Raw genomic sequence first — 24,501 nt, 5'->3', positions numbered from 1 at the left:
TCCCCTACTCTTCGTCCTGGCCGGAGTCTTGGGCGTCGAATTTAGGCGGCCATGCATCCTTGCCGATAATGGCCACGACTTCGCCGAGATAAGGCTGCTGGTACTCGGCGCGCAAGCCGGTTAGCGACTGTTTGGTGCTGAAATACACCACGGCCTTGCCGTTGGGATGCTGTGCAAACCAGGCGGCAAGTTGGGATGAATGCAATACGTCCAAGTCCTTGGTCAAGCGACCGATGAATTGATACTGCCCCGGATAACGTGCTGCATGAGCAATAGGAATCCCCTGATCTTCCAGCACTTTCAAGCGCGCACCGACCGGTCGGATATCGTAGGCCAACCCAGCCGTATGGATCACGGCGAGATACACGGTCAGCACCACGACTACCGCACCGAAAGCCGTCATCTTCCAGATTTCAAAATTACCATTGCGGCAATCGGCCAGAAGTAACAACCCGGCCGCCGCGATCATCAACACCCCCAGAATTGGCGAAATCTGGCTGATCCAGGGAGCGACGTGGTGGGCTTGTGCGTAGTGCGGCATAAAAATAAGCACTGCACCAACAATCACCGCCGCGAGCGCAGCCAAAACTTGATCGCTTCGTGTAAAGCGCTGCTGAGGCAGGCTATGGGCAAGCAGCAAAGCGAAGGCCGGCAGGATGGGCAGCAGATAATGCACCTGCTTGCCGCTGATGAGGCTGAATGCGATAAAAGCAGGGACTAACCACGCCAGGCAGAACTTGACGCCCGGATTCATCATGCCCTTGGCAATCCGAGCCAACCCGCGCCAGGCAGGCAGCCATAGCAGCCACGGGAACAACAGGATGGGCAGCAAAGGCAGATACCACCACAGCGGCCGTCGGTGAGCAAATGAGTTCACCATGCGATCCGCGGTCTGACCCCAGAAAATTGCGTGGCTATAAGTCTCGCCGCCCCTGATGGCAGCCGGGATAGCCCATGCCAATGCAATGAGTACACCCAGAACAAACGCACCCAGCACGCCCAGATACCACTGCCGCCAATTCCGCTGCGCGCCCTTACCCCACCATGGCGCAAGCAAAGCCGCGGGCAGCAGTTGCAGCAACACGGCTGGGCCTTTTGCTAGTAAACCGCCGCCGATAGCGAGGCCCAGCAGCAGCCAGCCTTGCAGCGTTTTCCCGTGCCAGGCCGTCATGATGCCCACCAGACCTAGCAATGCAAAAAATGCGATCAGCATGTCGAACATGGTGGCGGTCGTGAACACGATCCACAGCGCACTGCCGAGCAGGATCACTGGGGCATAAACCGGGGCTTGCTCGTCGTGCGGCCACAAAAGGCGTGCAAGTCGCACTGTCAGGAATACGGAACCGAGGGCGAACAGCGAAGGCACGAGGCGCGGCCACCAATTGTTGATGCCAAAGATTGCCCAGCCAGCGTCCATCATCCAGAACAGGAGTGGCGGCTTGTGACTGTAGGCGACGCCGTTGAGCCACGGCACCAGGTAATCGCCACGCAGCCACATGTTCCAGGCTACGGTGACGTACCGGGTTTCGTCGATGGGGATATAAGAACGGGTAAAAAGGGAAACCAGCACCAGGACCAACCAGAATGCTGAGAGCAAGACTGGTTGGCTTTTTAGAAATTTCACTTAACTTCCTCTTCCGTAACTTCAGCAAGAACATCGCGCTTCTCGCGATAGATCAGCATGAGATTGCGTGTGTAGACAATGGTTCCGGGAAGTTGGCCGAGAATGATGACGGGTTCGAGTTTGTGAAAACCATAGGCCAGCACGGTCAAGCCGCCGATCAGGCTGTAATACCAGAAGCTGACCGGGATGACACTTTTTTGATGGCGTTCACTGTGCACCCACTGCACCACGAAACGCAGCGTGAACATGAGCTGGCCCAACATGCCGACGGTCAGCCATATCTTGTCCGCCAGCGACATGTCGTGGAAGTAGGTCTGCACCTTGTCCGCAAGGTGGACCAGGAGAGGAAAGCTATGGATATCCATTTATTTCTGGATGATGACGGGGCGTTTGGCGCGGCGTTGCAGCCACATCACGCCGAAGAGGTCGACGATACCGACCATGAGGCGGTCTAGCGTGCCGTAGTTGGATACGCCTCGTTCACGCGGGCGATGGTTGGCCGGTACGGAAACGACACGACCGCCGCGGCGAATGACTAACGCAGGCAGGAAGCGATGCATATGGTCGAAGTAAGGCAAGTCGAGGAAGACTTCGCGCGAGAACAGCTTGAGGCCGCAACCGGTATCCGGGGTGCTGTCGTTCAGCAGACGCGAACGCACGCCGTTGGCAATGACGGAAGAAATGCGTTTGATCCAGGTATCGCGGCGGGCATGGCGACGATTGCCGCCGACAAGCTCGACCCCAGGCTCCAGGGCGGCGATCAGCTTGGGAATATCGGCCGGATCGTTTTGGCCATCCCCGTCCAGCGTGGCAACCCAGTCACCTTGTGCAGCCTTGACACCAGTGCGCACCGCAGTGCTCTGGCCGCAGCTTTTTTCGTGATGGATTACGCGCAGCTGCGGACAAGTGTTGCCGATATCGGCCAAAACTTGCGGAGTCGTATCTGTGCTGCCGTCGTTGACGTAGATGATTTCATAATCCACCACGCCATCGAGTGCTGCTCGAATTTCCGAAATGAGTGGAGCGATATTGTCCTGCTCGTTACGTACAGGCACGACAACCGATAGTTGGCGGATTTGCATAAATTCAAAGGTACGGCCAAAAAAGTGTGGGCATTATAGCTGATTTGGGTTAGGTATTTTCTTATCGAGCAGGTTAGAAACATATTGAAATTACTATCCCTTTAACGCCATAATCCGGATGCTGACGGCTACGCTGGCAAGCATGGGGATTCGGCAGCCTCCCCGTTTCAAGATGTCCGACCATCCAGTCCGCATCCAAGGTCTGCTCTAATCTCGGATACCATTCCAGGAGAGGAGACTTTATGGATACAAAAAATCGCCCCCCTTCCCCACCTCAAGCGATCTCGTTGCGAGAAGCATTTTTCTATTGGCTCAAGCTTGGGTTCATCAGTTTCGGCGGGCCAGCCGGGCAGATTGCCATCATGCACCAAGACCTGGTTGAGAAAAAACGCTGGATTTCGGAAAAGCGTTTCTTGCACGCACTCAACTATTGCATGGTGCTGCCCGGCCCTGAGGCACAGCAGCTCGCTACATATATCGGCTGGCTGATGCACCGCACCTGGGGTGGCATTATTGCCGGCGGCTTGTTCGTGCTGCCTTCATTTTTCATTCTGGTCGCGCTCGCATGGATCTACATGCGTTTCGGATCAGTGCCGGCAGTCGCAGGTGCGTTGTACGGCATCAAGCCGGCCGTTGTTGCTATCGTGCTTTTTGCCGCCTACCGAATCGGCACCCGGGCACTGAAGAATGTCGTGCTATGGGGACTGGCGGGATTGGCCTTCATCGCCATTTTTGCGCTTAAGCTGCCCTTCCCCTTGATCATCCTGGGGGCCGGGGTGATCGGCTGGCTGGGAGGCCGCTATGCGCCCAATAGATTCAAGGCGGGTAGCGGCCATGCTGCGTCCAAAGCAACCGACGGACCGGCGTTGATTGACGACGACACGCCCACACCGTCGCACGCACTGTTCTCAAAAGCAAGGTTCCTACATATCTTGATGGCAGGGCTAGGGCTTTGGGCCTTTACGATGACCGTTTTAATCTTGCAATACGGATGGCACGGTGTTTACCCACAATTAGGATGGTTTTTCACCAAGGCAGCCCTGCTGACATTCGGCGGCGCCTATGCCGTGCTGCCTTATGTGTATCAAGGCGCGGTAGAGCATTACCATTGGCTGACACCGGTGCAAATGATCGACGGACTTGCCTTGGGTGAAACAACCCCCGGACCGCTCATCATGGTCGTCACTTTTGTCGGTTTTGTTGCTGGGTGGGCTAAACAGCTGTTCGGCCCGGAAGGACTGTTCCTCTCGGCCGTACTTGCTGCGACAGTGGTGACATTTTTCACTTTCCTGCCCAGCTTCGTATTCATCCTGCTAGGTGGACCGTTCATCGAAACCACGCACGGCAACTTGAAATTCACCGCCCCGCTCACTGCAATCACAGCGGCTGTCGTTGGAGTCATTTTTAACCTTGCGGTCTTTTTTGCGTGGCATGTGTTCTGGCCGAGCGGCTGGAACGGTGCTATCGATTGGATTTCAATCGCAATGACGACCGCTGCATTACTCGCCCTCTTCCGTTTCAAGGCGGGTGTCATTCCGCTCATTCTCGCTTGCGGAACATTCGGCCTCGCGTGGAGAGCCCTCATGTAGTCAATTCAACTCCGGAGATCATCATGATCACACGCCGAGAATTCCTGCAACAATCCGCGATTACGACGGCCGCACTGCTGGCGGCCCAATCTGCCGAGGCGCGGCCTGCTCCTGCGCTGGATAAATTCACGGACGACAGCGGCAAGTATGCGTTACAGCCATTGCCCTACGCTTACGACGCGCTCGAACCTGTCATTGATGCGAAAACCGTCGAGTTGCATTACCACTTTCACCACAAACCCGCGGTGGAAGCCGCCAACAAGGCCGAAGATGCACTGGCGAAAGCCCGTGCTGACAATGACTTTTCGTTGGTCAAGCACCATGAAAAAGAGCTGGCCTACAGCCTATCCAGCCACATTCTTCATACGCTTTATTGGAACAACCTGAACGCAAGGCGCTCCGAGGCTTCACCTCGGCTGCTCAAGGCCCTTGATCGAGATTTCGGGAGCATGGACCAGGCAAAAGCGCATTTGAGTGCCGCAGCAACGAGTGTCGAGGCTTCGGGGTGGGCCATCCTGGGATACCATCCAATGACGGCTCGGTTGATGATCTTGCAATGCGAGAATCATCAGAAACTGACGGCTTGGGGTGTGATGCCGCTATTAGTGCTGGATGTCTGGGAACATGCCTACTATCTCAGATACCAGAATCGACGCCCGGAGTACGTGAAAAAACTGTTCGACATTATCGATTGGGAACACGTGGCCGCCCGATACGAGGCAGCCACGGCTTGAAACATTACTGGGTGTCTGCGGCAGCGTCCAGGTAAATATCAACGCCGGTTTTAGGCGCAATGGCGCGAACCGGCAAGTTTTCCCCGTTGCGCCATTGTTTGACCGCGTCGCGCTTGCCGGCACCGGTGACGATGAAGATGACCTGCCTTGCATTGGATAAGCGATCTGCCGACAACGACACTCGATCCGACGGCGGCTTGGGCGAATTGGCAACGGCGATTGCAGGTGTTGCCGGTACCGTATCCCAGCGATGACCGGGAAACAGGCTGGCCGTATGACCGTCCTCGCCCATGCCCAGCAATACCAGGTCGAACGGCCCGACATTGCTCAGCTTGGCGGAATATCCGGCTACGGCCGTAGGCGCGCCTAGCTCGGTCGACATGGTATAAACCTGTTGCGCAGGAATCGGCACGTGCGACAGCAGCGCCTTAGTCGCCATTACGCTGTTGCGTTCCACATCGTCGCCCGGCAAGCAGCGCTCGTCTCCGTACCACACATGCCAATGCGCCCAATCGCTGTCGGCATTACGCAATTGCTCGTAAATCTCGCGCGGCGTCGTGCCGCCGGCTAGCACGATATCGAAACGGCCGCGTTCGGCGATGGCGCGATCTGCCGCTTCAAGAATGGCTTTTACTGCTGCATCCCGCAATTCCGTCGTGGTAGGAAAAACGCGCCAGCGGCATTCTTGCGTATTGGTCATGCATCAACTCCGTTGCTCAAATCATCTCAATTTTATTAAGACAAACGGGACGTCGAAACGTCCCGCTCGTAAAGGTCCGGCATCATACCGGACTTGATGTTAGAAAGTCAGCCTGCTTGCTTATTTCATGCCGATATTAGAACCCAGCAAGGCATGCGCCGCCGAAGCACCGAAGTGCTTGGCAAACCGGTCTGCCAGGCCTTCGTGTGTAGTGAAATCGACGATATTTTCTTCCTTGATCATTTCACGGGCCACGGTGTCGGAATTGGCGATTCCGTCGGCCAAGCCCATCTCGACGGCTTTTTCGCCGCTCCAGAACAGGCCGGTGAACATGTCGGGCGTTTCATGCAAACGATTACCGCGTCCGTCACGGACCACCTTAATGAACTGCTGGTGCACCTCGTTGAGCATTTCCAGCGCGTGTTCCTTGTGCTCGGGGTTGATCGGCGAGAACGGGTCCATGAACCCCTTATTCTTACCTGCCGTGAGCAGACGGCGTTCCACACCCAGCTTCTTCATCGTTTCGGTAAAGCCAAAACCATCCATCAGCACACCGATGGAACCGACGATACTGGCCTTGTCGACGTAGATCTTGTCAGCGGCCACCGCGATGTAATAGCCGCCAGAGGCGCAGATATCCTCTACCACGGCATAAACCGGCACCTTGGGGTATTCCTTGCGCAGGCGATGAATCTCATCATTGATGATACCGGCTTGAACAGGACTGCCGCCTGGGCTGTTGATCCGCAGGATGATGCCCTTGGTGTGCTTGTCCTCGAACGCTGCACGCAGGCTGGAAAGCGTGTTGTCGGCATTGACTTCTGCACCGACGCCGATCTCGCCATTGATATCGATCAACGCGGTATGCGGGCCGATGGAGCCGCCGGGAGCGATCCAGTTCATGGCGATGAATAGCAGTGCAAACAGATAGATCAGCGTGAGCGTCTTGAAAAAGATGCCCCAATTGCGCGAGCGGCGCTGTTCCTGCAACGCGGAAAAAGCGAGTTTTTCAAGCGTTTGGCGTTCCCAATTCTGCGGGTCGGTCATAGATGGCTTTCTACGGGAGTGGTTTCAATCAAATAAATTCGGCCGTCGCGTTCGACGACGTTCAACTTTTGCAGTGATTTGCCCTTGCAGGGCCCCAGCACGCAACGCCCGGTTTCTGGCAGGTATTGCGCGCCATGTGTAGAGCAAATCAAGAAATGACGGCTCAGGTCGAAAAAATCGCCTTCCTGCCAGTCCAGCGTGACCGGGACGTGGGCACAGCGATTGACATAGCCGTGCACCTTACCGTCGTAACGAATGACGAAGCCAGACTGCTGTGTCTTACCCGCATCAGGCAACGAAAACCCGATACCGGTTCCTCTTTCCTGGAGGTCTTCGCTGGCGCAGATCAGGCGTTCAGTTTCAACCATGCGTGGAGTTTAGCAAAACTATCGAAACAAGCCAGCGGCGCATGCGGCAGCAGGTTCTCGTGGGCTTGTGCACCGTAGCTCACGCCCAATCCGGCCATGCGAGCGTTTTGCGCCATTTGCAGGTCGAAGTGCGTATCGCCGATCATGACCGCCCGCTCTGGCATCACGCCCAGCTCGTCCAGGATTTCTTCCAGCATCTGCGGATGCGGCTTGGACTGGCATTCCCCCGCACAGCGCGTTGCATGGAAATGGCGTCCCAAGCCGGTTTTTTCCAACGCGAGATTCAGTCCGCCTCGGCCTTTACCCGTAGCGACGGCCAGCATGAAACCGGCATCCTCGAATTCTTGAATGGCATCCGGCACCCCTTCGAACAGCGCGATATCGTCGTGGCGGGCATAGTAGTGATGCCGGTAGCGGTCGACCAGACGATCTTGAATATCGGTCGATACTCCAGGAAAAAGTTCAGCCAGGGCTTCACGCAACCCCAAGCCGATAATGCTGCGCGACTTTTCAGGACTGGGCACGGGTAAATCGGTATCGTGGCTGGCGGCTTGCAGTGCGTCCACGATGATCTGTGTGGAATCGGCCAGGGTGCCATCCCAATCGAAAATCAATACATCAAACTGCCTTGGCATGCGCTTCTTTCAACGAATCCAGAAAATGCTGCAACTCTTGTGGGAGCGGCGCGATCAATTTCAAAGGCTCCCCGGTCAAGGGATGGCGCAACGCCGTCTCCGCCGAGTGCAGGAACATGCGTTTGAGTCCGCGCTTTTGCAATAGTTTATTGAGCGCGAAATCGCCGTATTTGTCGTCGCCAACGATGGGGAACCCGAGGTGCGCCAGCTGCACACGCAACTGATGCGTACGGCCGGTGACCAGCTCGGCTTCCAGTAATGTGAAATCGCCGAGTTGTTGTTTAAGGCGGAAAATGGTCTCCGAATGCTGTCCGCCGGCTTCGACCGCGACGCGCTTTTCGCCGTTCGGCAAGTCGTACTTTTTCAACGGCAGCTCGACGCGTTTTTTCGGCTCCGTCCAACGCCCTTTGACGAGAGTCAGATAGCGCTTCCGCATGTGGTTTTCGCGCATCATCTCGTGCAATTTTGTCAGTGCGCTGCGTTTCTTGCCGATCAACAGGATGCCGGAAGTCTCGCGATCCAGACGATGCGCCAATTCCAGGAACTTGGCCTGTGGGCGCTCCCAGCGCAGCTGCTCGATGACACCGCGAGAAACGCCGCTTCCGCCATGGACGGCCATGCCGGCAGGCTTATCCAGGGCAATGATGGCATCGTCCTCGTACACGACTGAATCGGTAAAACGCGGCACGGCAGGTGCAATCCCGACTTTTTCGGCAGGTGCCGCCACGCGTACCGGTGGAATCCGCACCACTTCGCCGATTTGCAGACGGTGCGTCGCTTCGACGCGTTTGCTGTCCACGCGCACCTCGCCGCTGCGAAGAATGCGATAGATATGGCTCTTGGGAACCCCCTTGAGATGCCGCGCAAGGAAGTTGTCCACGCGCTGCCCCTCGCCCCCCTCGTCCACCGTGACAAGAGACACTGAATTTTTGCCTATTTTCGTCATCTGACCTATACTTGCGACCTGCCTTTAAAGCTTTGTCTTCACAAAGGCAGGCAACAAAGAATTTTGGGTTAATTTCGCTCACCCAGAAGTAGCGATTCGCAGGACTTTTGGATTTTTCGCGGGTTCCCGGCGCTAGGCGATTGCCCTCCGCACGTGACGAACCCCGGGACGTTCAATATTTGCGCTCAAGCGCTGCCGCGCATATGGCCGAGAGCCGCGCGGCGGGAACCGAACCGGGTCACATTGTAAACGATAGTCGTACCGGACACTAAAAAGTCGCACCGCGCACAGTTTATATTCAACGTTAAACTCAATAATTAACGGTTTGAAAAATAGCAAGATTTCAATACGGTGAATTGTCGGCAGGCCTCATGCCGTCGACCCCAGAACCATACCGAAATCGCATTACGCGGTAGCCTGCTTCAGGCGTCTTTACCACCGCTGTCACCCGGCAGCGTTCCCGCTGGCCGTACCTTAACGGCCGACATTGCGTACCCGCCTTGGGCGCGGGGGAAACATCTATGAAACGCATGCTGTTCAATGCGACGCAGGCTGAAGAGCTTCGCGTTGCCATTGTCGACGGACAAAAACTTATCGACCTCGATATCGAGCACGCCGGTAAGGAACAACGCAAGAGCAACATCTACAAGGGCGTCATCACTCGCATCGAGCCCAGCCTCGAAGCCGCCTTCGTCAACTACGGCACCGACCGCCACGGCTTCCTGCCGTTCAAGGAAGTCGCCCGCAGCAACTTCATCGAAGGCGCCGACGGCAAACGCATCCAGGACGTCCTGCGCGAAGGCCAGGAAGTCATAGTACAAGTCGAAAAGGACGAGCGCGGCAACAAGGGCGCTGCCCTCACCACGTTCATCTCGCTGGCCGGCCGCTATCTCGTACTGATGCCGAACAACCCGCGCGGCGGCGGCGTCTCGCGCCGTATCGAAGGCGAAGACCGCAACGAACTGCGCGACATGATGGCGCAGATGGAAGTCCCCGCTGGCATGAGCATTATCGCTCGTACCGCCGGCATCGGCCGCTCGCTCGAAGAGCTGCAATGGGACTTGAACTACCTGCTGCAACTGTGGGCCGCCATCGAAGGCGCCTCCAACATGCAGAAAGGCCCGTTCCTCATTTATCAAGAGGGCAGCCTGGTCATCCGCGCCATCCGCGATTACTTCCAGCCCGACATCGGCGAGGTGCTGATCGACACGCCGGACATCTACGAACAAGCGCTGCAGTTCATGAACCACGTAATGCCGGGCAACGTCTCGCGCATCAAGCTGTACCGTGACGACGTGCCGTTGTTCTCGCGTTTCCAGATCGAACATCAGATCGAAACCGCATTCTCGCGTGAAGTTCGCCTGCCTTCCGGCGGCGCCATCGTCATCGACCACACCGAAGCTCTGGTTTCCGTGGACGTGAACTCCGGTCGCGCCACCAAGGGTAGCGACATCGAAGAAACCGCCTTCAAGACCAACTTGGAAGCTGCAGATGAAGTGGCGCGCCAACTACGTCTGCGTGACTTGGGCGGCTTGGTGGTGATCGACTTCATCGACATGGAAAACCAGCGCAACCAGCGCGAAGTGGAAAACCGCCTGCGCGACGCCCTGCGTCTAGACCGTGCTCGCGTCCAGACCGGCAAGATCTCACGCTTTGGCCTGTTGGAACTGTCGCGCCAGCGCCTGCGCCCCAGCCTTGGTGAATCCAACCACATCCCCTGCCCGCGCTGCCACGGCACCGGTTATATCCGCGGCATCGAATCCACGGCGCTGCACATCCTGCGCATCGTGCAGGAAGAGTCCATGAAGGAAAACACCGGCGCTGTGCAAGTCCAGCTGCCGGTAGAAGTGGCGACCTTCTTGCTCAACGAGAAGCGCGGCGACATCCACGCGATCGAGCAGCGCATGGACGTCAATGTCATCCTGATCCCTAACATCCACCTCGAAACGCCGAACTACAGCATCGTGCGTCTGCGCGACAGTGAAACCGGCGACAGCGAGAGCATCCGCAGTTACGAATTGGTGGAACTGCCGAGCGAAACGGAAGAGCATCCGACCAACGGTCACGGCCAGGAAGTCAAGGTGCCCCGCCAGGAAGCCGCGGTCAAGGGCATCACCACGGGCACACCCGCACCGGTCGCAGCACCTAAACCGGAAGCCGAAGAGCCTGCCAAGGGTACGATCTTTACCCGCTTCAAGTCCTGGCTGAGCAAGATCACCGAAGCCAAGCCGGCCGAGGAAGAAGTCAAGCCTGAAGCCCGTCGTCAGCGCGAGCCCCAGCAACGCCGCGACCGCAATCGCGGCGGCCGTAACCGCAACGAACGCGGTGACCGTGCAGAGCGTGGCGAACGCGAACAGCAGCCGCGTGAAAAGCAGCCCGAGGCGAACGCCAAGCCGCAGCAGGAGCCGCGTCAACCACGTGAGCCCCGCGAACCGCGCCAACCTCGTCAAGAGCGTGGCGAACGCCAAGAGCGCTCCGAGCAGCAGCGTGAAAAGCAGCAACAAAATGCACCGCAGGCACAGGTTGCCACCGCTGATCAAGCCGGCAACCCAGCAGCTGAACAGCAGCCGCGTGAACGTAGTGGCCGCGGCCGCAATCGCGATCGTCGTGAAGGTCGCCAAGGTCGCGAACGCCAGCAACGCCAGGAAGTGGAAAATTCCGTTGAATCCGTAACGGAAGCTGCCTCCTTACCAGTTGCCCAGCCTGCTGCACCGGCACCGGTTGTCGTGCTCGAGCAAATCCCTCAGCCCTCAGCCCCCGTCGTTGCCAAGCCCGAGCCTGTTGCATCGTTAGTGGAGCCGCAAGCTGAAGCTTCGGCCCCGGCGCCTGTCGAAACCCCAAAGGCAGAAGTCGCTAAATCCGAAGCAGCTCCTGTCGAGGCAACTCCAGATGCCGCACCGGCACAGCAGCAGCTCGAAGGCGTTGAAGCGCCCGCTGAAAAGGCAGAACGCAAGCCGCGTCAGCCGCGCCGTCGTAAGGCCGCTGAGACTGAAACCGCCGCACCGGTGGTTGCTGACTTGGCCAGTGCAGGCTTGGAAATGGTTGAAACCCGTGCTGACGCAGTGAAGGCCGAGGCAGTAGAAGAAGCACCCAAGCCGCGCTCCAATAAGTCTCCCGCATGGCAGAAAAAGGCAGAAGCCGCATCCGCGGACGAGCCGCTGGTCATGATCGAAACACAGAAATAATCTTCTGTATGCCGCAAACCAAGCCCCGCTCTCGCGGGGCTTTTTTTATGTTCGCAGTTAACCAAATTGCCGATGTCTTTCGGCTCGAGCTCAGCGCTATGTGACCTACCGCAATGAACGGAATCGAAAATGGTCTTATAAGGGAGTCGTGTCATCGACGATTACAGGAGACCGGCCATGCAAACCCATTACGTGTTTGTCGACTACGAAAACACCCAGCTCGGCAATATCGGCCTGATCGGCGGATGCAAGGATCAGCCCAAAGTAAAAATCTTCCTCAACCGGCACCAAAGCATGATTCCGCTGACGATGGCGCGAGCCCTGCATGCCATGGGTGACGATGCCGAGTACATCCAGATCGATAGCGGACGTCGCAACGTCATCGAGTTCAATATCGCGTTTCAATTGGGCGAACTCGCGACGCAATTCCCCGAATCACGATTCACTATCGTCTCCAACGATACCGGATTCGACGAGATCGTGGCCGGGCTGCGTCAAAAAGGCATTGCTTGCGCACGCATCCCCGATATCGAGGGCCTGCTCGAGAGATCGGCGGAGAATGCGTACTCGGCACCACTGTCGGATGAAAAAGTGATTCCCATCAGTGATACGCTCAAAAGCACTCCGCCCAAGAGCAACGCCCACCACTAATTAAAAACCCCGAAGTGCTGGTTCTTCGGGGTTGTGGGCTTAATGACTGTTACGACTATGGCCGGACTTTTTCGCGTCCTCTACCCGCTGGTCCGTACCGGCTTCATGCGGGCTTTTCCCTATTTCCTCGTTCATTCCCCGCGCCTTCTTCACATCTTGTCCACGCCGGCTGGATTGCTGCGTCGATTGCTTTTCCTCTGCGGCAACCGAACGCGAATCGTGCGGCGAGCCTACGGTCGATGGATGCTGTTGTGCCATGATGATTTATCCTCAAGACTCAAAAATGACAGCGTAACAAGCCCTCTGGATGTTGCCGTCTCCTGCCTCACATTAGGAGAAAGCAAGTCTTATCGTTGCCGCGCCCTCCCACACAAACAAGCCATACCACGTATGGTCAGAGAGTTTTCCGACAGAATATCTGCACTGAGCCGACTATCCGAAATGATGCCCGCTTGTCTGCCGTATTTTGACAGTACGTTTAGCCATGGCTAGTCTGGCGCGGTCAAGGGCAAACCTGTCTAAAGGCAGGGACGCAAAACAACCGATCTAAAGGAGCAATCCCATGATAGCGGTGTCGCCAACCTTCACTACCTCCCACTTGTTACAGTCGCTGCGTCTTTCTAGGGATCGACAGCGGTGAACGCATCCCCTCCTCTCGAAATCCGCGTCTGTGGCCGCTTCGCTATTCTGCGCGACGGCATCCATCAAGACATAGAATCCATCGCTGGCGGTAAACCGATGGAATTACTGAAGCTCATGATTGCAAGTGGCGGACGTCATATCCACATTACGCATCTTTATCAATCTCTCTGGGAAGAAGCCGACGACGAGCATGCCAAAGCCGCGTTTGATGGAACGCTGTGGCGATTGCGGAAACAATTGGATATCCATGAGGCCCTCGTGTTGAAATCGGGCTTCTTAAGCCTCAATCCCGAAGTTCTGATCCTGGATCTATGGAAATTCGAGCTGCTTGCCCAGGCCGTAGATGAACTAGGCAGGCATCACGAATATGCAGCAGCCGAAAGTACTGCAATCCTGGCAACGCATCTCATGGAAACCGTCAAAGGACCGTGCTTCTGGCTCGAGCCAGAGTATTCCTGGGTGTTCGCTCTGCAGAACAAGTTCCGGCACAAATACCTCAAGACAGTGCTAACGCTGGGGCGGTTATTGGAATCGCATCACATCGAACTTGCCGTAAGGCTTTATATCGCGGCGCTTGAATATTATCCGGAAGCGGAGGATGTTTGCGTACGCCTGATCAATTGCCGCGTCCTTCAAGGTCTCCATGCAGAAGCCATGATGACCTATCGTTGCTTCCAGCATATTTTGAAAGACACTTTGGGAAAAGAACCCTCTGCCCCACTTCGTCAAATCATTGCGATGCTGCTGGAGCATGAAAAACCGGTTTAATTCAGCGCTCTCTACAGCGCCAGCGGTACCTCGGCGGAGCAGAAGAAAATATCGATCTGATCACATCAGAATGTTAGTTTTGACTGCTTCCCCGTTAAAACATGCAATTGCAGTACCAAAAGGCAAGTAAGCTGCTAGAGATGGGCTGGATCTAATTCGCCGGCATTTAACCGGACCATGTACAAATGGGCGTCAGGTATGGCGGCTTTTCGAGCCATCGATAAGTAAGCCAAACGAGCAACAAGGGGGCGGAAAAGCCTCAGGATCAAGACAACCGCGGGCTTTTCTCAAGGCGAATTATGAAAACAAAACGGCCCGCATTTCTGCGGGCCGTTTTTAATTTGGCTCCCCGACCTGGGCTCGAACCAGGGACACACGGATTAACAGTCCGTTGCTCTACCGACTGAGCTATCGGGGAATTTTTTCCCAACGCATCGTTGAGAAGCCGCTACTATACTGGCTTGCAGAGCCTCGGTCAATATCTTTCTAGAATAAAATTCATATGCAGCTAAAACGTCTTGTTTTTATTGGAATCCTGATTTTAATAGGATTAACCGCCCTTCCGCTCATGATTCCAACTACGGCCTATCTGCCGCAAGTTGAACATATGGCAGCAGCAAGTGTAGGGGCCCCGGTCAAGATTAATTCGCTCCATTTGGCAATTATTCCAACTCCGAGGATATTGATCGACGGCATTACCATCGGCGCGCATGAAGAAGTTCGCGTTGATCATGTCTCAGCCATTATTGCTATGGATTCGCTGCTGGCACGGCGCAAGTCCATCTCACATTTGAAAATTGACCACCCGGTAATACGCAAGTCCGCCCTGCCCTTGCTGGCCAGCCTGGCCTCATCTCGAACCTCAGCGGCACCCTCTATTGCCGTGAATATCAGGAACATCGACATCCACGAAGCCGAACTCCAGTGGGATGCGCTGTCCTTGCCGCGCTTCGATGTTAAAGGTGCCATGCAAGATGGAATGATTCAATCCTTGGAAATCGACAGCACAGATCACAAGTTGCACGCCGAAATCACTCCACAGCAAGACCGCTGGATGATCAAAGCCAAAGCTAGTCAATGGACGCCACCATTGGGACCGCCCCTGTTTTTCGATGAAATGGAAATCAATGCAACCCTTGAAGGTGCCCATCTTCGCATTGATCAGTACACGGCAAAGCTCTATGCCGGAGTAGTAACTGGAAACGCAGCATTGGACTGGAGCAAGGATTGGCGCTGCTCCGGAAAAGTGAATGTGGGCCATATGGAAATTACTAAACCTACCTCCATGCTAAGCAAAAATATTCGCGTCAGCGGAAGCCTCACGGGTTCAGGCACGTTTCACAGCGTCGCGACCCAACCGGAGCAATTACTCCAACGGCTTGCCGCTGACTTCAAGTTCAATGTGGACCGCGGCGTACTGCATGGGATGGATTTGGCGCAAGCCGCAAGCCTTTTCATCAGGCAAGGGCAAAGCGGCGGTGAGACGGCCTTCGACAAGCTATCAGGGCGCCTGCATCTGGTCGGCAAGCAGATTCAAGTACAGGACTTGCAGGTAGTGTCCGGTTTGTTGGCCGCAAACGGACAGGTGACCATCAGTCCGGCCAAGACCTTGAACGGCCAGGTAGACGTAGAACTGAAGAAAGGCCTGGCTTTGGTGACAGTGCCATTGCAGGTTTCCGGCACTGTAGATGAACCTGTTGTCATGCCGACCAGAGCGGCTGTTGCTGGTGCCACGGCAGGAACCGCCGTGCTAGGTCCGTTGGGTACGGCGCTAGGAATGAAGGCAGGCTCTGCTTGGGATCGCTGGTTCGGCGGAAAGAAATAATCCTTCCGCCGAAGGCCTCAACCCCATCATCAAGCCAACAAATACGACTCCGCCACGAAGAACTCGACGGCCTCGGCCAAATACAGGGACAGCCAGCCCAAGGACACGAACAGCAGTGCCTTGAGTGATTGCAATGGCTTGAGATCGAAGGCCACGCAAACGCGATCTTCGTCCGAGTTGAACGGAATGGTTCGATGGAACAGCGAGGATGGGAACAGCACGATATCGCCCACACTCGGGTCGATTACCTTGGACGGAAAGTTCTCGTGCTCCTTGGGATACTCGTCGCCATCCGTGCTGAACTCGATGCTGCCATCGTGCGGGGTTTCCTTCTGCTTGGGCAGCGCCAGGTACACGCACCCGCTGATCCAGCCTTCCTCATGGATATGCGAGGTCAGGTGGCCGCCCTGCCGCATGCGTAAGTACCACGAACTGCTGAATTCCACGTCGGTGGGGAATGATTTGATCAACTCGCAATCCTTGCCCGCATAGTGCTTGCGGTAGGACTTGATCTTGTCCTTAATGAGCGATGATAGAAGCTTGAAAGACGCTTCCGAACGCTTCAACAGATTACCAGACGACTGGATGCCGTAATACAGTCGCCCTTGTTTGCGTTCGGCGATATCGGTCAGCGTGATGTCGTGCAGCAAATCCTTGAGCAACTGACTGTTTTCGGCTGCTAGCGGCTCGATGCGATCGTGATACACGAACTCCATCGGGTTTTTGCAGTAGTTGTAGCGGTCTTCCTTGCCGAAGTTTTCAGCGTAGTGCGTGGACAGTGTAGCCAGGAATGGAGATACGTTCTTCGAGGCAAGCATAGGCTCCAGCTTGAGCTCGAATTCGTCGAAACGCCGCGTCTTGTAGAGGCAATACAGCACGCGCTCCTGCCAGTCGCTGGTACGCGAGGTCTCGAAATATGGAATGGCCTGCTCCAGTTCGCCGTGGTCGTACAGAAACACGCCCATGTTGTAGTTGGCATCGCCATGATTGGGGTCGATGGCCAGCGCTTGGTGATAGCTTTCGATGGCCGCATTGGGATTGCCCTGATCCCACAAGGCTACGCCCATGCTGCTGTAGGCATCGGCATAATCGGGCTTGAGTTCCAGAGCCTTCTTGAACAGCGCGATGGCTTCGTCCAGATGTCCCTGGTTGCGCAGTGCCGTTCCCAGGTTGTAGTGGCCTTTGGCATCGGGATAAACCGCTAATGCCTTGCGGTAGCAGCTGATCGCCTCCTCCAGTTTCCCCTGCTCCTGAAGCACAGTACCCAGATTACCCAGCGCTTCGTAAAAACCGGGTTCGAGCGCGACAGCCTTGCGATAACTCGCAGTGGCCTCTTCCAACCGGCGCAATGCTTGCAGCGCCGTGCCCAGGTTAAAGTGGGCTACGACCAGGTTTGGCTTAAGGGCGATAGCCTTGCGATAGCTGGCAACAGCTTCCTCGAGTCTACCCAGATTGCTGAGCGAAGCGCCCAGGTTGAAATGGAACTCTGCAACCTTGCCGTTGAGGCCGATCATGCGACGATAACAAGCAGCAGCCTCCTCGAATTTCTTCTGCCCTTCAAGGCACACGCCCAGCACGTTGTGGATCATCAACTCGTTGGGGAAATGGCTCAGCAGGCTCTTTGCCAGCATCTCGGCCTGCGCCAGGTTGCCGGCGTTATAAAGTCCCAGCAAAGCCTGGATATCCGCTTGGCCAGGTTGCCGCGCCGCTTGATGCATATTTCTCATGCGCTCTCTCCTCACACCTCGAAATTGTTCCAGAAGCTTTTGTTGTTGCGTACTTTTCGTACTTTGTTATTTCTGGCTGTTATCTGCTCCGTTTTTGCCTCAGTACATTAACTGAAACTTTTGCAGCATTCCAGAGGGTGCGGATGAAATAGCGCTGGGAATTGAAAATGGCCGCCTACGTACTTAAAAACGCAGGCGGCCGAACCGAGGATGACATCAGGGCACGACGACAGCTACTGCACAGCAATATTGCGGCGCTTGGAAGCCTCCACCTTGGGCAAAATCACTTCAAGAACGCCATCCTGGAGGCTGGCAGTCGCCTTGGAAGCATCGACCGTACCCGGTAGCAATACCGAACGAGAGAAAGAAGACCTGGATATCTCACGGCGGTGATAATCGCCTTTTTCCTGCTTGCTCTCCTTGCGCGACTCGCCTTTGATCGTCAACAGGTTGTCGGTGAGAGAAATATCGATATCTTTCTTGTCGATGCCCGGCACCTCGGCGCGTACGACCACTTCGTTGTCCCGATCGATCACATCCAGACTGGGCGCACGAGTGAAATCTTCCTTGAACATACCGCCCATATATTGCGAAGGCCAGGAGCCCTGCATGGGCCACCGCCGGAAAAAATCCTCGAACACTTGATCAATATGCCCCATTGGGTATTTGGATGGGGACTGCGATTGTCCTGCCATCGTTGCGGCCGTTTTTCCCGCGCTCACCTCGACTTTTTCAGATTTAGCCATCTGAGCCTCCTTGCGAACAAATGCGGTTATTTGGTGGGCAACTGCGCCTCAGCAGCCAGCCAATCGTCCATTTCATACCCGGGTTCGAAGTTGCGGGCCTGGGCCCGGTAATAGGCCGCCACGGCAATATGCTCGTCACGGTTTACTCCGGCTTCATCGCCTTTGCTTGCACGTGTGCGACGCTGCACGCTACTTTTTTTCGAAGAGGTTTGTGTGCTTGCCATGTGACGCCTCCCTAACTGGTGTACTCAATCTGAAATCGCCCCTATGAGGCTTGAGGGGAAATGTAGCTAATTTCCTTGAGCATAAAAATGCGTGCAAACACGTAAGGGTTGCCCCGTATCTCCCCGAAACGACATACGTGCTTGCGCGGATTACCGATGAAGGCCGGACTTGATACCGTCATTGCTACTGGAAAAGCATGGGAAGATCAGCATGCTCGTGCTTATATAGAAATTAAACGGGCTCGCCAAACAGGTCGAGCACGAAGCCGCCAAGGAAACCGGCAACGCTAGAAGCCGATTGATTATCAAGAGATCAATAAGGAGTCGATCATGTGTCCGCATCATGTCATTGCAGGTTTCAAGCCTGTTCCCCACGACCACATCCTGATGGACCAGGAACGGGATCCTTACCGCCTCCAGGCCAAACCCAGAGAGCCCACCGCTTGCCCGGATTGCCACGCTGTCTTTCACGATGGCCGCTGGCAATGGAAACAGGTGCCGCCAAATGCTCATTCCGTCCGCTGCCCCGCCTGCCGCCGTATTCTAGAAGCCAATCCCGCCGGCTACATCATCCTGGAAGGCGATATTGCCCCTTCGCGCAAGCAGGAGGTCCTGCGCCTGATCCACAACCATGCCGAGCACGAGAAGACCGAACACCCACTTCAGCGCATCATGAAAATTGAAAATATCGAGGACGAGACGATCATTACCACGACAGACGTACATCTCGCACGAGGAATCGGCGAAGCTGTGGTGAAGGCCTATGGCGGTAAGCTGGAACTGCACTACAACCAGGAAGACAACCTCATTCGCGTATATTGGGCGCAATAGCTCGCGTGTTTCCCCTAAGTCGATGACCAACAAAAAGCCCCGACTAGCGGGGCTTTTGCTATCTAAAATCGATCCGCCTTAGCCCAGCGCTTTTTCGATCCGGTTCAACGCGTTCCTGAGGTTTTCCATCGAGGTGGCGAAGGAAATACGGAAGTAGCCTTCGGCACCAAAGGCAGAACCCGGCACCACGGCCACGCCAACCGTTTCCAGCAGATAATCGGAAAGCGCCAGGTCGGTGGCTTCCTTGATCTTGCCCTCGGCATGCAGGTTGGCGATGGCAGCGCGCGCATCAGGGAACGCATAGAACGCCCCGCCCGCCTTGATGCACTTGAGGCCGCGCATCTCGTTGAAACGGTTGACCACGAACTCATGGCGCTCGCGGAACGCCTTCAGCATCGGCTCGATGCACTCTTGCGGACCTTCCAGTGCGGCTTGCGCGGCCACCTGCGAAATCGAGGTCGGGTTGGAAGTGGACTGCGATTGCAGGATTTCCATGGCCTTGATGATCTGGGCCGGGCCTGCGGCATAGCCGATACGCCAGCCGGTCATGGAATACGCCTTGGAAACGCCGTTCAACACCACGGTACGATCCTTCAGTTCCGGCGTGGCGTTGAGGATGTTGACGAACGGCACGCCGGAAAGATTGACGTGCTCGTACATGTCGTCGGTCGCGACGAGGATGTTGGGGTGCTTCTTCAGCACTTCGCCCAGCGCGGCCAGTTCCTCACGGGTATAGACCGAGCCGGTCGGGTTGGACGGCGAGTTGATCATGAACATGCGCGTCTTGGGCGTGATCGCCGCTTCCAGTTGCGCCGGGGTGATCTTGAAATCCTGCTCGATACCGCACTGCACGATCACCGGCTTGGCCTCGGCCACGATGGCGATATCGGCATACGAAACCCAGAACGGCGCGGGAACGATGACTTCATCGCCCGGATTCAGTACCGCCAGCGCCAGGTTGAAAATGCACTGCTTGCCGCCCACGCCCACAATCACTTCGTTGACGTTGTACTCGAAACCGTTTTCGCGCTTGAACTTTTCGACGATGGCCTTCTTGAGGCCGGGAATACCGCCTACCGGGGTGTACTTGGTGAAGCCGTTATCAATGGCAGCCTTGGCCGCATCCTTGATGTGCTGCGGGGTGTCGAAGTCGGGCTCGCCTGCTCCCAGACCAATAATATCGCGGCCTTCGGCCTTGAGTTTGGCGGCTCGCGCCGTGACGGCAAGCGTGGGAGATTCCTTGATGGATAGAACGCGCTGGGAGAGTTGCAAGATGGTCAATCCTAAATCGTGGCTAAGGGTTGTGTGGGGTGAACGACTAATAAATTTTGCAATTTTACTGCAAAATCGTATTGTTACGTTAGCAAATTACACCATTGCGTGATGTCCGGACGCCGGCTCTCACACTTCCGCCGAAAGCGCGCGGCCAAGCGTTGGAATGAGCGTTGGACTGCTAAAATAGCCCATTGATCCCGATCCACCATTCGCCCGAACCGACATCGTGACGACCGTAACCTATCCCAACAGCCTCTACCAACTGCATCAGCCCTTCCCGCCCGCAGGCGACCAGCCCACAGCCATCGAAACCTTGGTCAGCGGCCTACGCCAGGGCCTGAAATTCCAGACGCTGCTGGGGGTGACGGGTTCCGGCAAGACCTACACCATGGCCAACGTCATCGCCCAGCTTGGGCGGCCAGCCATCGTCATGGCGCCGAACAAGACGCTGGCAGCGCAGCTCTATTCGGAATTCCGCGAGTTCTTCCCCAACAACGCGGTGGAATATTTCGTCTCCTACTACGATTACTACCAGCCGGAGGCCTACGTTCCCTCGCGCGATTTGTTCATCGAGAAAGACTCCAGCATCAACGACCACATCGAGCAGATGCGGCTCTCGGCCACCAAGGCCATCCTGGAGCGCCCCGATTGCATCGTGGTAGCGACGGTATCGGCCATCTACGGTATCGGCGATCCAGGCGAGTATCACGGTATGGTGCTGCACATCCATCAGGGTATGAAGATCAGCCAGCGCGACGTCATCGGTCACCTGGTGCGCATGCAGTACGACCGCAACGATTTCGACTTCGCCCGCGGTACTTTCCGCGTGCGCGGCGACGTGGTGGACGTGTTCCCGTCTGAAAACAGCGAGACGGCCATCCGCATCAGCATGTTCGACGACGAGATCGAGTCCATCACCCTGTTCGACCCGCTGACCGGCCAGATCTACAACAAGATCCACAACTTCCGCATTTTCCCGTCCAGCCACTATGTGACGGCGCGGGAAGCCACCTTGCGCGCTGTCGACACCATCAAGCAGGAACTGCGCGAGCGCGTCGATTTCTTCATCAAGACCAATAAGCTGGTCGAAGCCCAGCGGATCGAGCAGCGCACCCGCTACGACCTGGAGATGCTCAACGAAATCGGCTTCTGCAAGGGCATCGAGAACTACAGCCGCCACCTTACCGGTCGTGCGCCGGGCGAACCGCCGCCAACGCTGATCGACTACTTGCCCAAAGACGCGCTCATGATCATCGACGAAAGCCACGTTACCGTGCCGCAGATCGGCGGCATGTACAAGGGTGACCGGGCTCGCAAGGAAAATCTCGTGAACTACGGCTTCCGCCTACCATCGGCCATGGACAACCGGCCCTTGCGCTTCGAGGAATTCGAGCAGGTGATGCGGCAATGCATTTTCGTAACCGCCACCCCGGCAGACTACGAAGCCCGGAATCAACAGCAGGTCGCCGAGCAGGTGGTTCGCCCCACCGGCCTGATCGACCCCGAGATCATCGTCAAGCCGGCCGATACCCAGGTGGACGACCTTCTCTCCGAAATCAAGGAGCGCGTCAAGGTTGGCGAACGCGTGCTGGCGACCACCCTGACCAAGCGCATGGCGGAAGATTTAACCGATTACTTATCCGAGCACGGCATCAAGGTTCGCTATCTGCATTCGGACATCGATACTGTGGAGCGCGTCGAGATTATCCGCGACCTGCGTCTGGGCGAATTCGACGTGCTGGTCGGCATCAACCTGCTGCGCGAAGGCCTGGATATCCCGGAAGTATCGCTGGTCGCCGTGCTGGATGCGGACAAGGAAGGCTTTTTGCGATCCGAACGTTCGCTCATCCAGACCTCAGGGCGCGCCGCGCGTAACCTCAACGGCAAGGTGATCTTCTACGCCAACAACATCACCCGCTCGATGAAGCTGGCGATGGATGAGACCAGCCGCCGCCGCGCCAAGCAGCAAGCCTTCAACGAGAAGCACGGCATTACGCCGCAGGGCGTGACCAAGCGTATCAAGGACATTATCGACGGTGTCTACGATGCCGAAGCCGGCAAGAAGGAACTCAAGGCCGCGCAAGTGCTTTCCGACTATAAGCACATGACGGAAAAGCAGTTCCTCAAGGAGATCAAGCAGATCGAGAAGTCCATGCTGGATGCGGCCAAGAACCTGGAATTCGAAAAAGCCGCCGAGCTGCGCGACAAGCTCAAGAAGATGCGCGAGGTGTTCTACGGCGCCGAAGTGCCGGACACTTCGCAATAACGCGGGTCGAACCCCGCCAGCTGGAGCAGATGCCGGTAATCGGCCTCTAGCTTGGCATGGGTCCACGGCGGCACGATCATGCGGGTCTTGTCGCCGCCCATGATCGCGTAATACAGCTTTCGATACTTTGCGGCGAGTTCATCCATTCCGAGCAAGGCGTAAGTCGTACTCAAATAGACATAATTCGGCGGAAACGTCTGGTTGAGCTCTGTCCCGCGCTGGAAAGCCGCAATCGCCTTGTCGTAGTCTTCCAGCACGTAATACGCCTGCCCCAATACAAACTCGTAAAACGGCGACGAATGCGGATTGAGCCGCCGCGCCTTTTCGATGTAATACAGCGCCTCCTCGCCGAACCCCGCCGACGACAGGCTCATCGACAAAAATAATAGCGCCTCGAAATTATTAGGGTCGAGCGCGACCGCCTCACGGCAAGTTGCAATCGCCTCCTCACGGTGCTTGCACCACAAATGCGCCCAGCCCATGATGGCCAGCACATACGGGGACTTGCGGTTCAAGGACACCGCCAACCGCGCATGCTCGAAGGCTTGGTCACGCAAGGCGGGATCGGCATCCCAGCGCATCACCCACTGGAACAGTAGCGCCCGCGCAAGCCAGGCATGCGCCGCGGCATAAGTCGGATCGAGATCGGCGGCATGCTGGAAGTGCGCTCGTGCCTCGGCCACAGCAGATGGAGAGTATTTCCAATGACATTCCAACCCATGCAGCAACTCGTCGTAAGCCTCGATATTGTTGGTTTCCTCATTGCCGAACAGCGCGGCCTCGCTCCCGACCAGTTTGACCTGCAAGGCCTTGGCGATGCTGAGCGCCAGCGCATCCTGTAGCTCGAATAGGTTGTCCTTGCCGCGCTCGAAGCGCTCGGACCACAAATGAATGCCCGAAGAGGCCTCAACCAGCTTAATAGTCGTTCGCACGCGGCCATCGCAGCATTGCACGCTGCCTTCGATCAGGTAGCGCACCCCGAGGGCCTCGCCGATGGCAGCACTGGGTAGTTGGGTGGATCGATAGGTAAACGACGACTGGCGCGAGATGACGATGAGTCCGGATAACCGCGAGAGTTCGAAGATCAGCGTATCGGTAATGCCGTCCACAAAATAATCGGGGCACACATCCGGGCTGAGATTGATGAGGGGCAACACAGCCAAGGAAGGCTTGCTTTCGGCTTCCCGTATCCGGGGATGGGCGGAAAGCGCCTGGATCGACTCGGCCACGTTGGAGGCACGGCTCCAGCTGGTCACGGCATAATGGCCTTTGGGTACGTCCAGCACGATATCGTCGCCGGCACCGTCAGTTTGATAATACTCGCGGAGCTTGCTACGCAAACGGCCCATTTCGACGCGCACGATGGCATCTTCGGCAGGATCGAAATCGGCCGAGCGCCCGAACACCTCCACTGCGATGGAATAGCCCTTCAAGCGCGCAGCATTGCCGTTGATGGTCTCGGTGACGAGATAGCGCAACAGGTCCTGCTGGCGCGGAGACTTGGCAAATACCGGGCTCGACAATATTTTGTCGACAGCCGCCTCCAGCGCGGTCGCCCCGATGTCTACCCCCTGCAATGACTTTTCGGACATTATTCTTGTCTTGGCTTGTAACCGTAAGTAACTTCAAAGCAATC

22 protein-coding genes, 1 tRNA gene and 1 riboswitch are annotated in these 24,501 nt (G+C 56.4%); of the genes, 8 read left to right on the top strand and 15 right to left on the bottom strand.

The window, feature by feature from the left end; all coding sequences use genetic code 11:
- Nucleotides 1–4: 4 nt before the first annotated feature.
- Genes NMK_RS11460 through NMK_RS11450 form a run of 3 tightly spaced genes read right to left on the bottom strand, consistent with a single transcriptional unit; the run spans nucleotide 5 to nucleotide 2,706 of the window.
- Nucleotides 5–1,624 (bottom strand): ArnT family glycosyltransferase, encoded by a 1,620-nt coding sequence (locus NMK_RS11460; RefSeq protein ID WP_109015888.1) that lies wholly within the window; start codon nucleotides 1,622–1,624, stop codon nucleotides 5–7.
- Nucleotides 1,621–1,989 carry a lipid-A-disaccharide synthase N-terminal domain-containing protein gene (locus tag NMK_RS11455; protein ID WP_227871458.1) on the bottom strand — a complete coding sequence of 123 codons (369 nt, stop codon included), beginning with the start codon at nucleotides 1,987–1,989 and terminating at the stop codon, nucleotides 1,621–1,623. The genes NMK_RS11460 and NMK_RS11455 overlap by 4 nt, the downstream gene beginning before the upstream one ends.
- Entirely contained in the window at nucleotides 1,990–2,706 is a 717-nt protein-coding gene (locus NMK_RS11450) for a glycosyltransferase family 2 protein (RefSeq protein ID WP_109015887.1), read from the bottom strand.
- Nucleotides 2,707–2,948: 242 nt separating this feature from the next.
- Here NMK_RS11450 and chrA point away from each other — a divergent pair, with 242 nt between their 5' ends.
- The gene (gene chrA, locus NMK_RS11445; RefSeq protein WP_109015886.1) at nucleotides 2,949–4,295 is read left to right on the top strand and encodes a chromate efflux transporter; all 1,347 of its coding nucleotides are present in this window, start codon (nucleotides 2,949–2,951) and stop codon (nucleotides 4,293–4,295) included.
- Between the two features lie 23 nt (nucleotides 4,296–4,318).
- On the top strand, nucleotides 4,319–5,029 hold the full coding sequence (locus tag NMK_RS11440) for a superoxide dismutase (RefSeq protein ID WP_109015885.1): 711 nt from the start codon (nucleotides 4,319–4,321) through the stop codon (nucleotides 5,027–5,029).
- Between the two features lie 4 nt (nucleotides 5,030–5,033).
- Here the strand turns inward: NMK_RS11440 and pgl are convergent, their stop codons facing one another.
- The 5 genes from pgl to NMK_RS11415 all read right to left on the bottom strand — a co-directional run bounded on the left by pgl (nucleotide 5,034) and on the right by NMK_RS11415 (nucleotide 8,725).
- Nucleotides 5,034–5,729, bottom strand: coding sequence for a 6-phosphogluconolactonase (gene pgl, locus NMK_RS11435; RefSeq protein WP_109015884.1), 696 nt, complete (start codon nucleotides 5,727–5,729; stop codon nucleotides 5,034–5,036).
- Between the two features lie 120 nt (nucleotides 5,730–5,849).
- A complete protein-coding gene (locus NMK_RS11430) occupies nucleotides 5,850–6,776 on the bottom strand; it encodes a S49 family peptidase (protein ID WP_109015883.1) in 927 nt (308 codons plus the stop codon).
- Nucleotides 6,773–7,144 (bottom strand): Rieske (2Fe-2S) protein, encoded by a 372-nt coding sequence (locus NMK_RS11425; RefSeq protein WP_109015974.1) that lies wholly within the window; start codon nucleotides 7,142–7,144, stop codon nucleotides 6,773–6,775. The genes NMK_RS11430 and NMK_RS11425 overlap by 4 nt, the downstream gene beginning before the upstream one ends.
- Nucleotides 7,123–7,779 (bottom strand): HAD-IA family hydrolase, encoded by a 657-nt coding sequence (locus tag NMK_RS11420; RefSeq protein ID WP_109015882.1) that lies wholly within the window; start codon nucleotides 7,777–7,779, stop codon nucleotides 7,123–7,125. The genes NMK_RS11425 and NMK_RS11420 overlap by 22 nt, the downstream gene beginning before the upstream one ends.
- Nucleotides 7,763–8,725, bottom strand: a complete 963-nt coding sequence (locus tag NMK_RS11415; RefSeq protein WP_109015881.1) for an RluA family pseudouridine synthase — start codon at nucleotides 8,723–8,725, stop codon at nucleotides 7,763–7,765. The genes NMK_RS11420 and NMK_RS11415 overlap by 17 nt, the downstream gene beginning before the upstream one ends.
- 521 nt (nucleotides 8,726–9,246) lie before the next feature.
- On the opposite strand from NMK_RS11415, the gene NMK_RS11410 reads away from it, so the two are divergent.
- Entirely contained in the window at nucleotides 9,247–11,910 is a 2,664-nt protein-coding gene (locus NMK_RS11410; RefSeq protein WP_109015880.1) for an Rne/Rng family ribonuclease, read from the top strand.
- A gap of 177 nt (nucleotides 11,911–12,087) precedes the next feature.
- On the top strand, nucleotides 12,088–12,561 hold the full coding sequence (locus tag NMK_RS11405) for a PIN domain-containing protein (protein ID WP_109015879.1): 474 nt from the start codon (nucleotides 12,088–12,090) through the stop codon (nucleotides 12,559–12,561).
- Nucleotides 12,562–12,600: 39 nt separating this feature from the next.
- On the opposite strand, the gene NMK_RS11400 is transcribed toward NMK_RS11405, so the two are convergent.
- On the bottom strand, nucleotides 12,601–12,819 hold the full coding sequence (locus NMK_RS11400) for a hypothetical protein (protein WP_109015878.1): 219 nt from the start codon (nucleotides 12,817–12,819) through the stop codon (nucleotides 12,601–12,603).
- A gap of 239 nt (nucleotides 12,820–13,058) precedes the next feature.
- Nucleotides 13,059–13,143, top strand: a riboswitch (cyclic di-GMP riboswitch).
- Nucleotides 13,144–13,197: 54 nt separating this feature from the next.
- Between NMK_RS11400 and NMK_RS11395 the strand changes: the two genes are divergently transcribed.
- Nucleotides 13,198–13,971 (top strand): AfsR/SARP family transcriptional regulator, encoded by a 774-nt coding sequence (locus NMK_RS11395; RefSeq protein ID WP_109015877.1) that lies wholly within the window; start codon nucleotides 13,198–13,200, stop codon nucleotides 13,969–13,971.
- Nucleotides 13,972–14,313: 342 nt separating this feature from the next.
- Here the strand turns inward: NMK_RS11395 and NMK_RS11390 are convergent.
- Nucleotides 14,314–14,389: transfer RNA gene (locus tag NMK_RS11390), tRNA-Asn, on the bottom strand.
- 84 nt (nucleotides 14,390–14,473) lie between these two features.
- Here NMK_RS11390 and NMK_RS11385 point away from each other — a divergent pair.
- Nucleotides 14,474–15,796 (top strand): AsmA family protein, encoded by a 1,323-nt coding sequence (locus NMK_RS11385; RefSeq protein WP_109015876.1) that lies wholly within the window; start codon nucleotides 14,474–14,476, stop codon nucleotides 15,794–15,796.
- 29 nt (nucleotides 15,797–15,825) lie between these two features.
- Here the strand turns inward: NMK_RS11385 and NMK_RS11380 are convergent, their stop codons facing one another.
- The 3 genes from NMK_RS11380 to NMK_RS11370 form a co-directional block, all read right to left on the bottom strand.
- Nucleotides 15,826–17,523: a tetratricopeptide repeat protein gene (locus tag NMK_RS11380; protein ID WP_109015875.1), complete on the bottom strand. Its 1,698-nt coding sequence runs from the start codon at nucleotides 17,521–17,523 to the stop codon at nucleotides 15,826–15,828.
- Between the two features lie 233 nt (nucleotides 17,524–17,756).
- Nucleotides 17,757–18,269, bottom strand: coding sequence for an Hsp20/alpha crystallin family protein (locus NMK_RS11375; protein ID WP_109015874.1), 513 nt, complete (start codon nucleotides 18,267–18,269; stop codon nucleotides 17,757–17,759).
- Nucleotides 18,270–18,295: 26 nt separating this feature from the next.
- Entirely contained in the window at nucleotides 18,296–18,493 is a 198-nt protein-coding gene (locus NMK_RS11370; protein WP_109015873.1) for a DUF2934 domain-containing protein, read from the bottom strand.
- Between the two features lie 330 nt (nucleotides 18,494–18,823).
- Here NMK_RS11370 and NMK_RS11365 point away from each other — a divergent pair, with 330 nt between their 5' ends.
- On the top strand, nucleotides 18,824–19,324 hold the full coding sequence (locus NMK_RS11365) for a BCAM0308 family protein (protein WP_109015872.1): 501 nt from the start codon (nucleotides 18,824–18,826) through the stop codon (nucleotides 19,322–19,324).
- Between the two features lie 78 nt (nucleotides 19,325–19,402).
- Here NMK_RS11365 and NMK_RS11360 read toward each other — a convergent pair whose 3' ends face one another.
- On the bottom strand, nucleotides 19,403–20,596 hold the full coding sequence (locus tag NMK_RS11360; protein ID WP_109015973.1) for a pyridoxal phosphate-dependent aminotransferase: 1,194 nt from the start codon (nucleotides 20,594–20,596) through the stop codon (nucleotides 19,403–19,405).
- Between the two features lie 229 nt (nucleotides 20,597–20,825).
- Between NMK_RS11360 and uvrB the strand changes: the two genes are divergently transcribed.
- A complete protein-coding gene (gene uvrB / locus NMK_RS11355; RefSeq protein WP_109015871.1) occupies nucleotides 20,826–22,865 on the top strand; it encodes an excinuclease ABC subunit UvrB in 2,040 nt (679 codons plus the stop codon).
- Here uvrB and NMK_RS11350 read toward each other — a convergent pair.
- Nucleotides 22,832–24,457 (bottom strand): tetratricopeptide repeat protein, encoded by a 1,626-nt coding sequence (locus tag NMK_RS11350; RefSeq protein ID WP_109015870.1) that lies wholly within the window; start codon nucleotides 24,455–24,457, stop codon nucleotides 22,832–22,834. The two genes, uvrB and NMK_RS11350, sit on opposite strands and share 34 nt — an antisense overlap.
- Between the last annotated feature and the right edge of the window lie 44 nt (nucleotides 24,458–24,501).

It is taken from the genome of Novimethylophilus kurashikiensis (genome assembly GCF_003112435.1).
Classification (GTDB): Bacteria; Pseudomonadota; Gammaproteobacteria; order Burkholderiales; family Methylophilaceae; genus Novimethylophilus; species Novimethylophilus kurashikiensis.
This window is presented reverse-complemented; position numbering and strand designations above follow the sequence as displayed.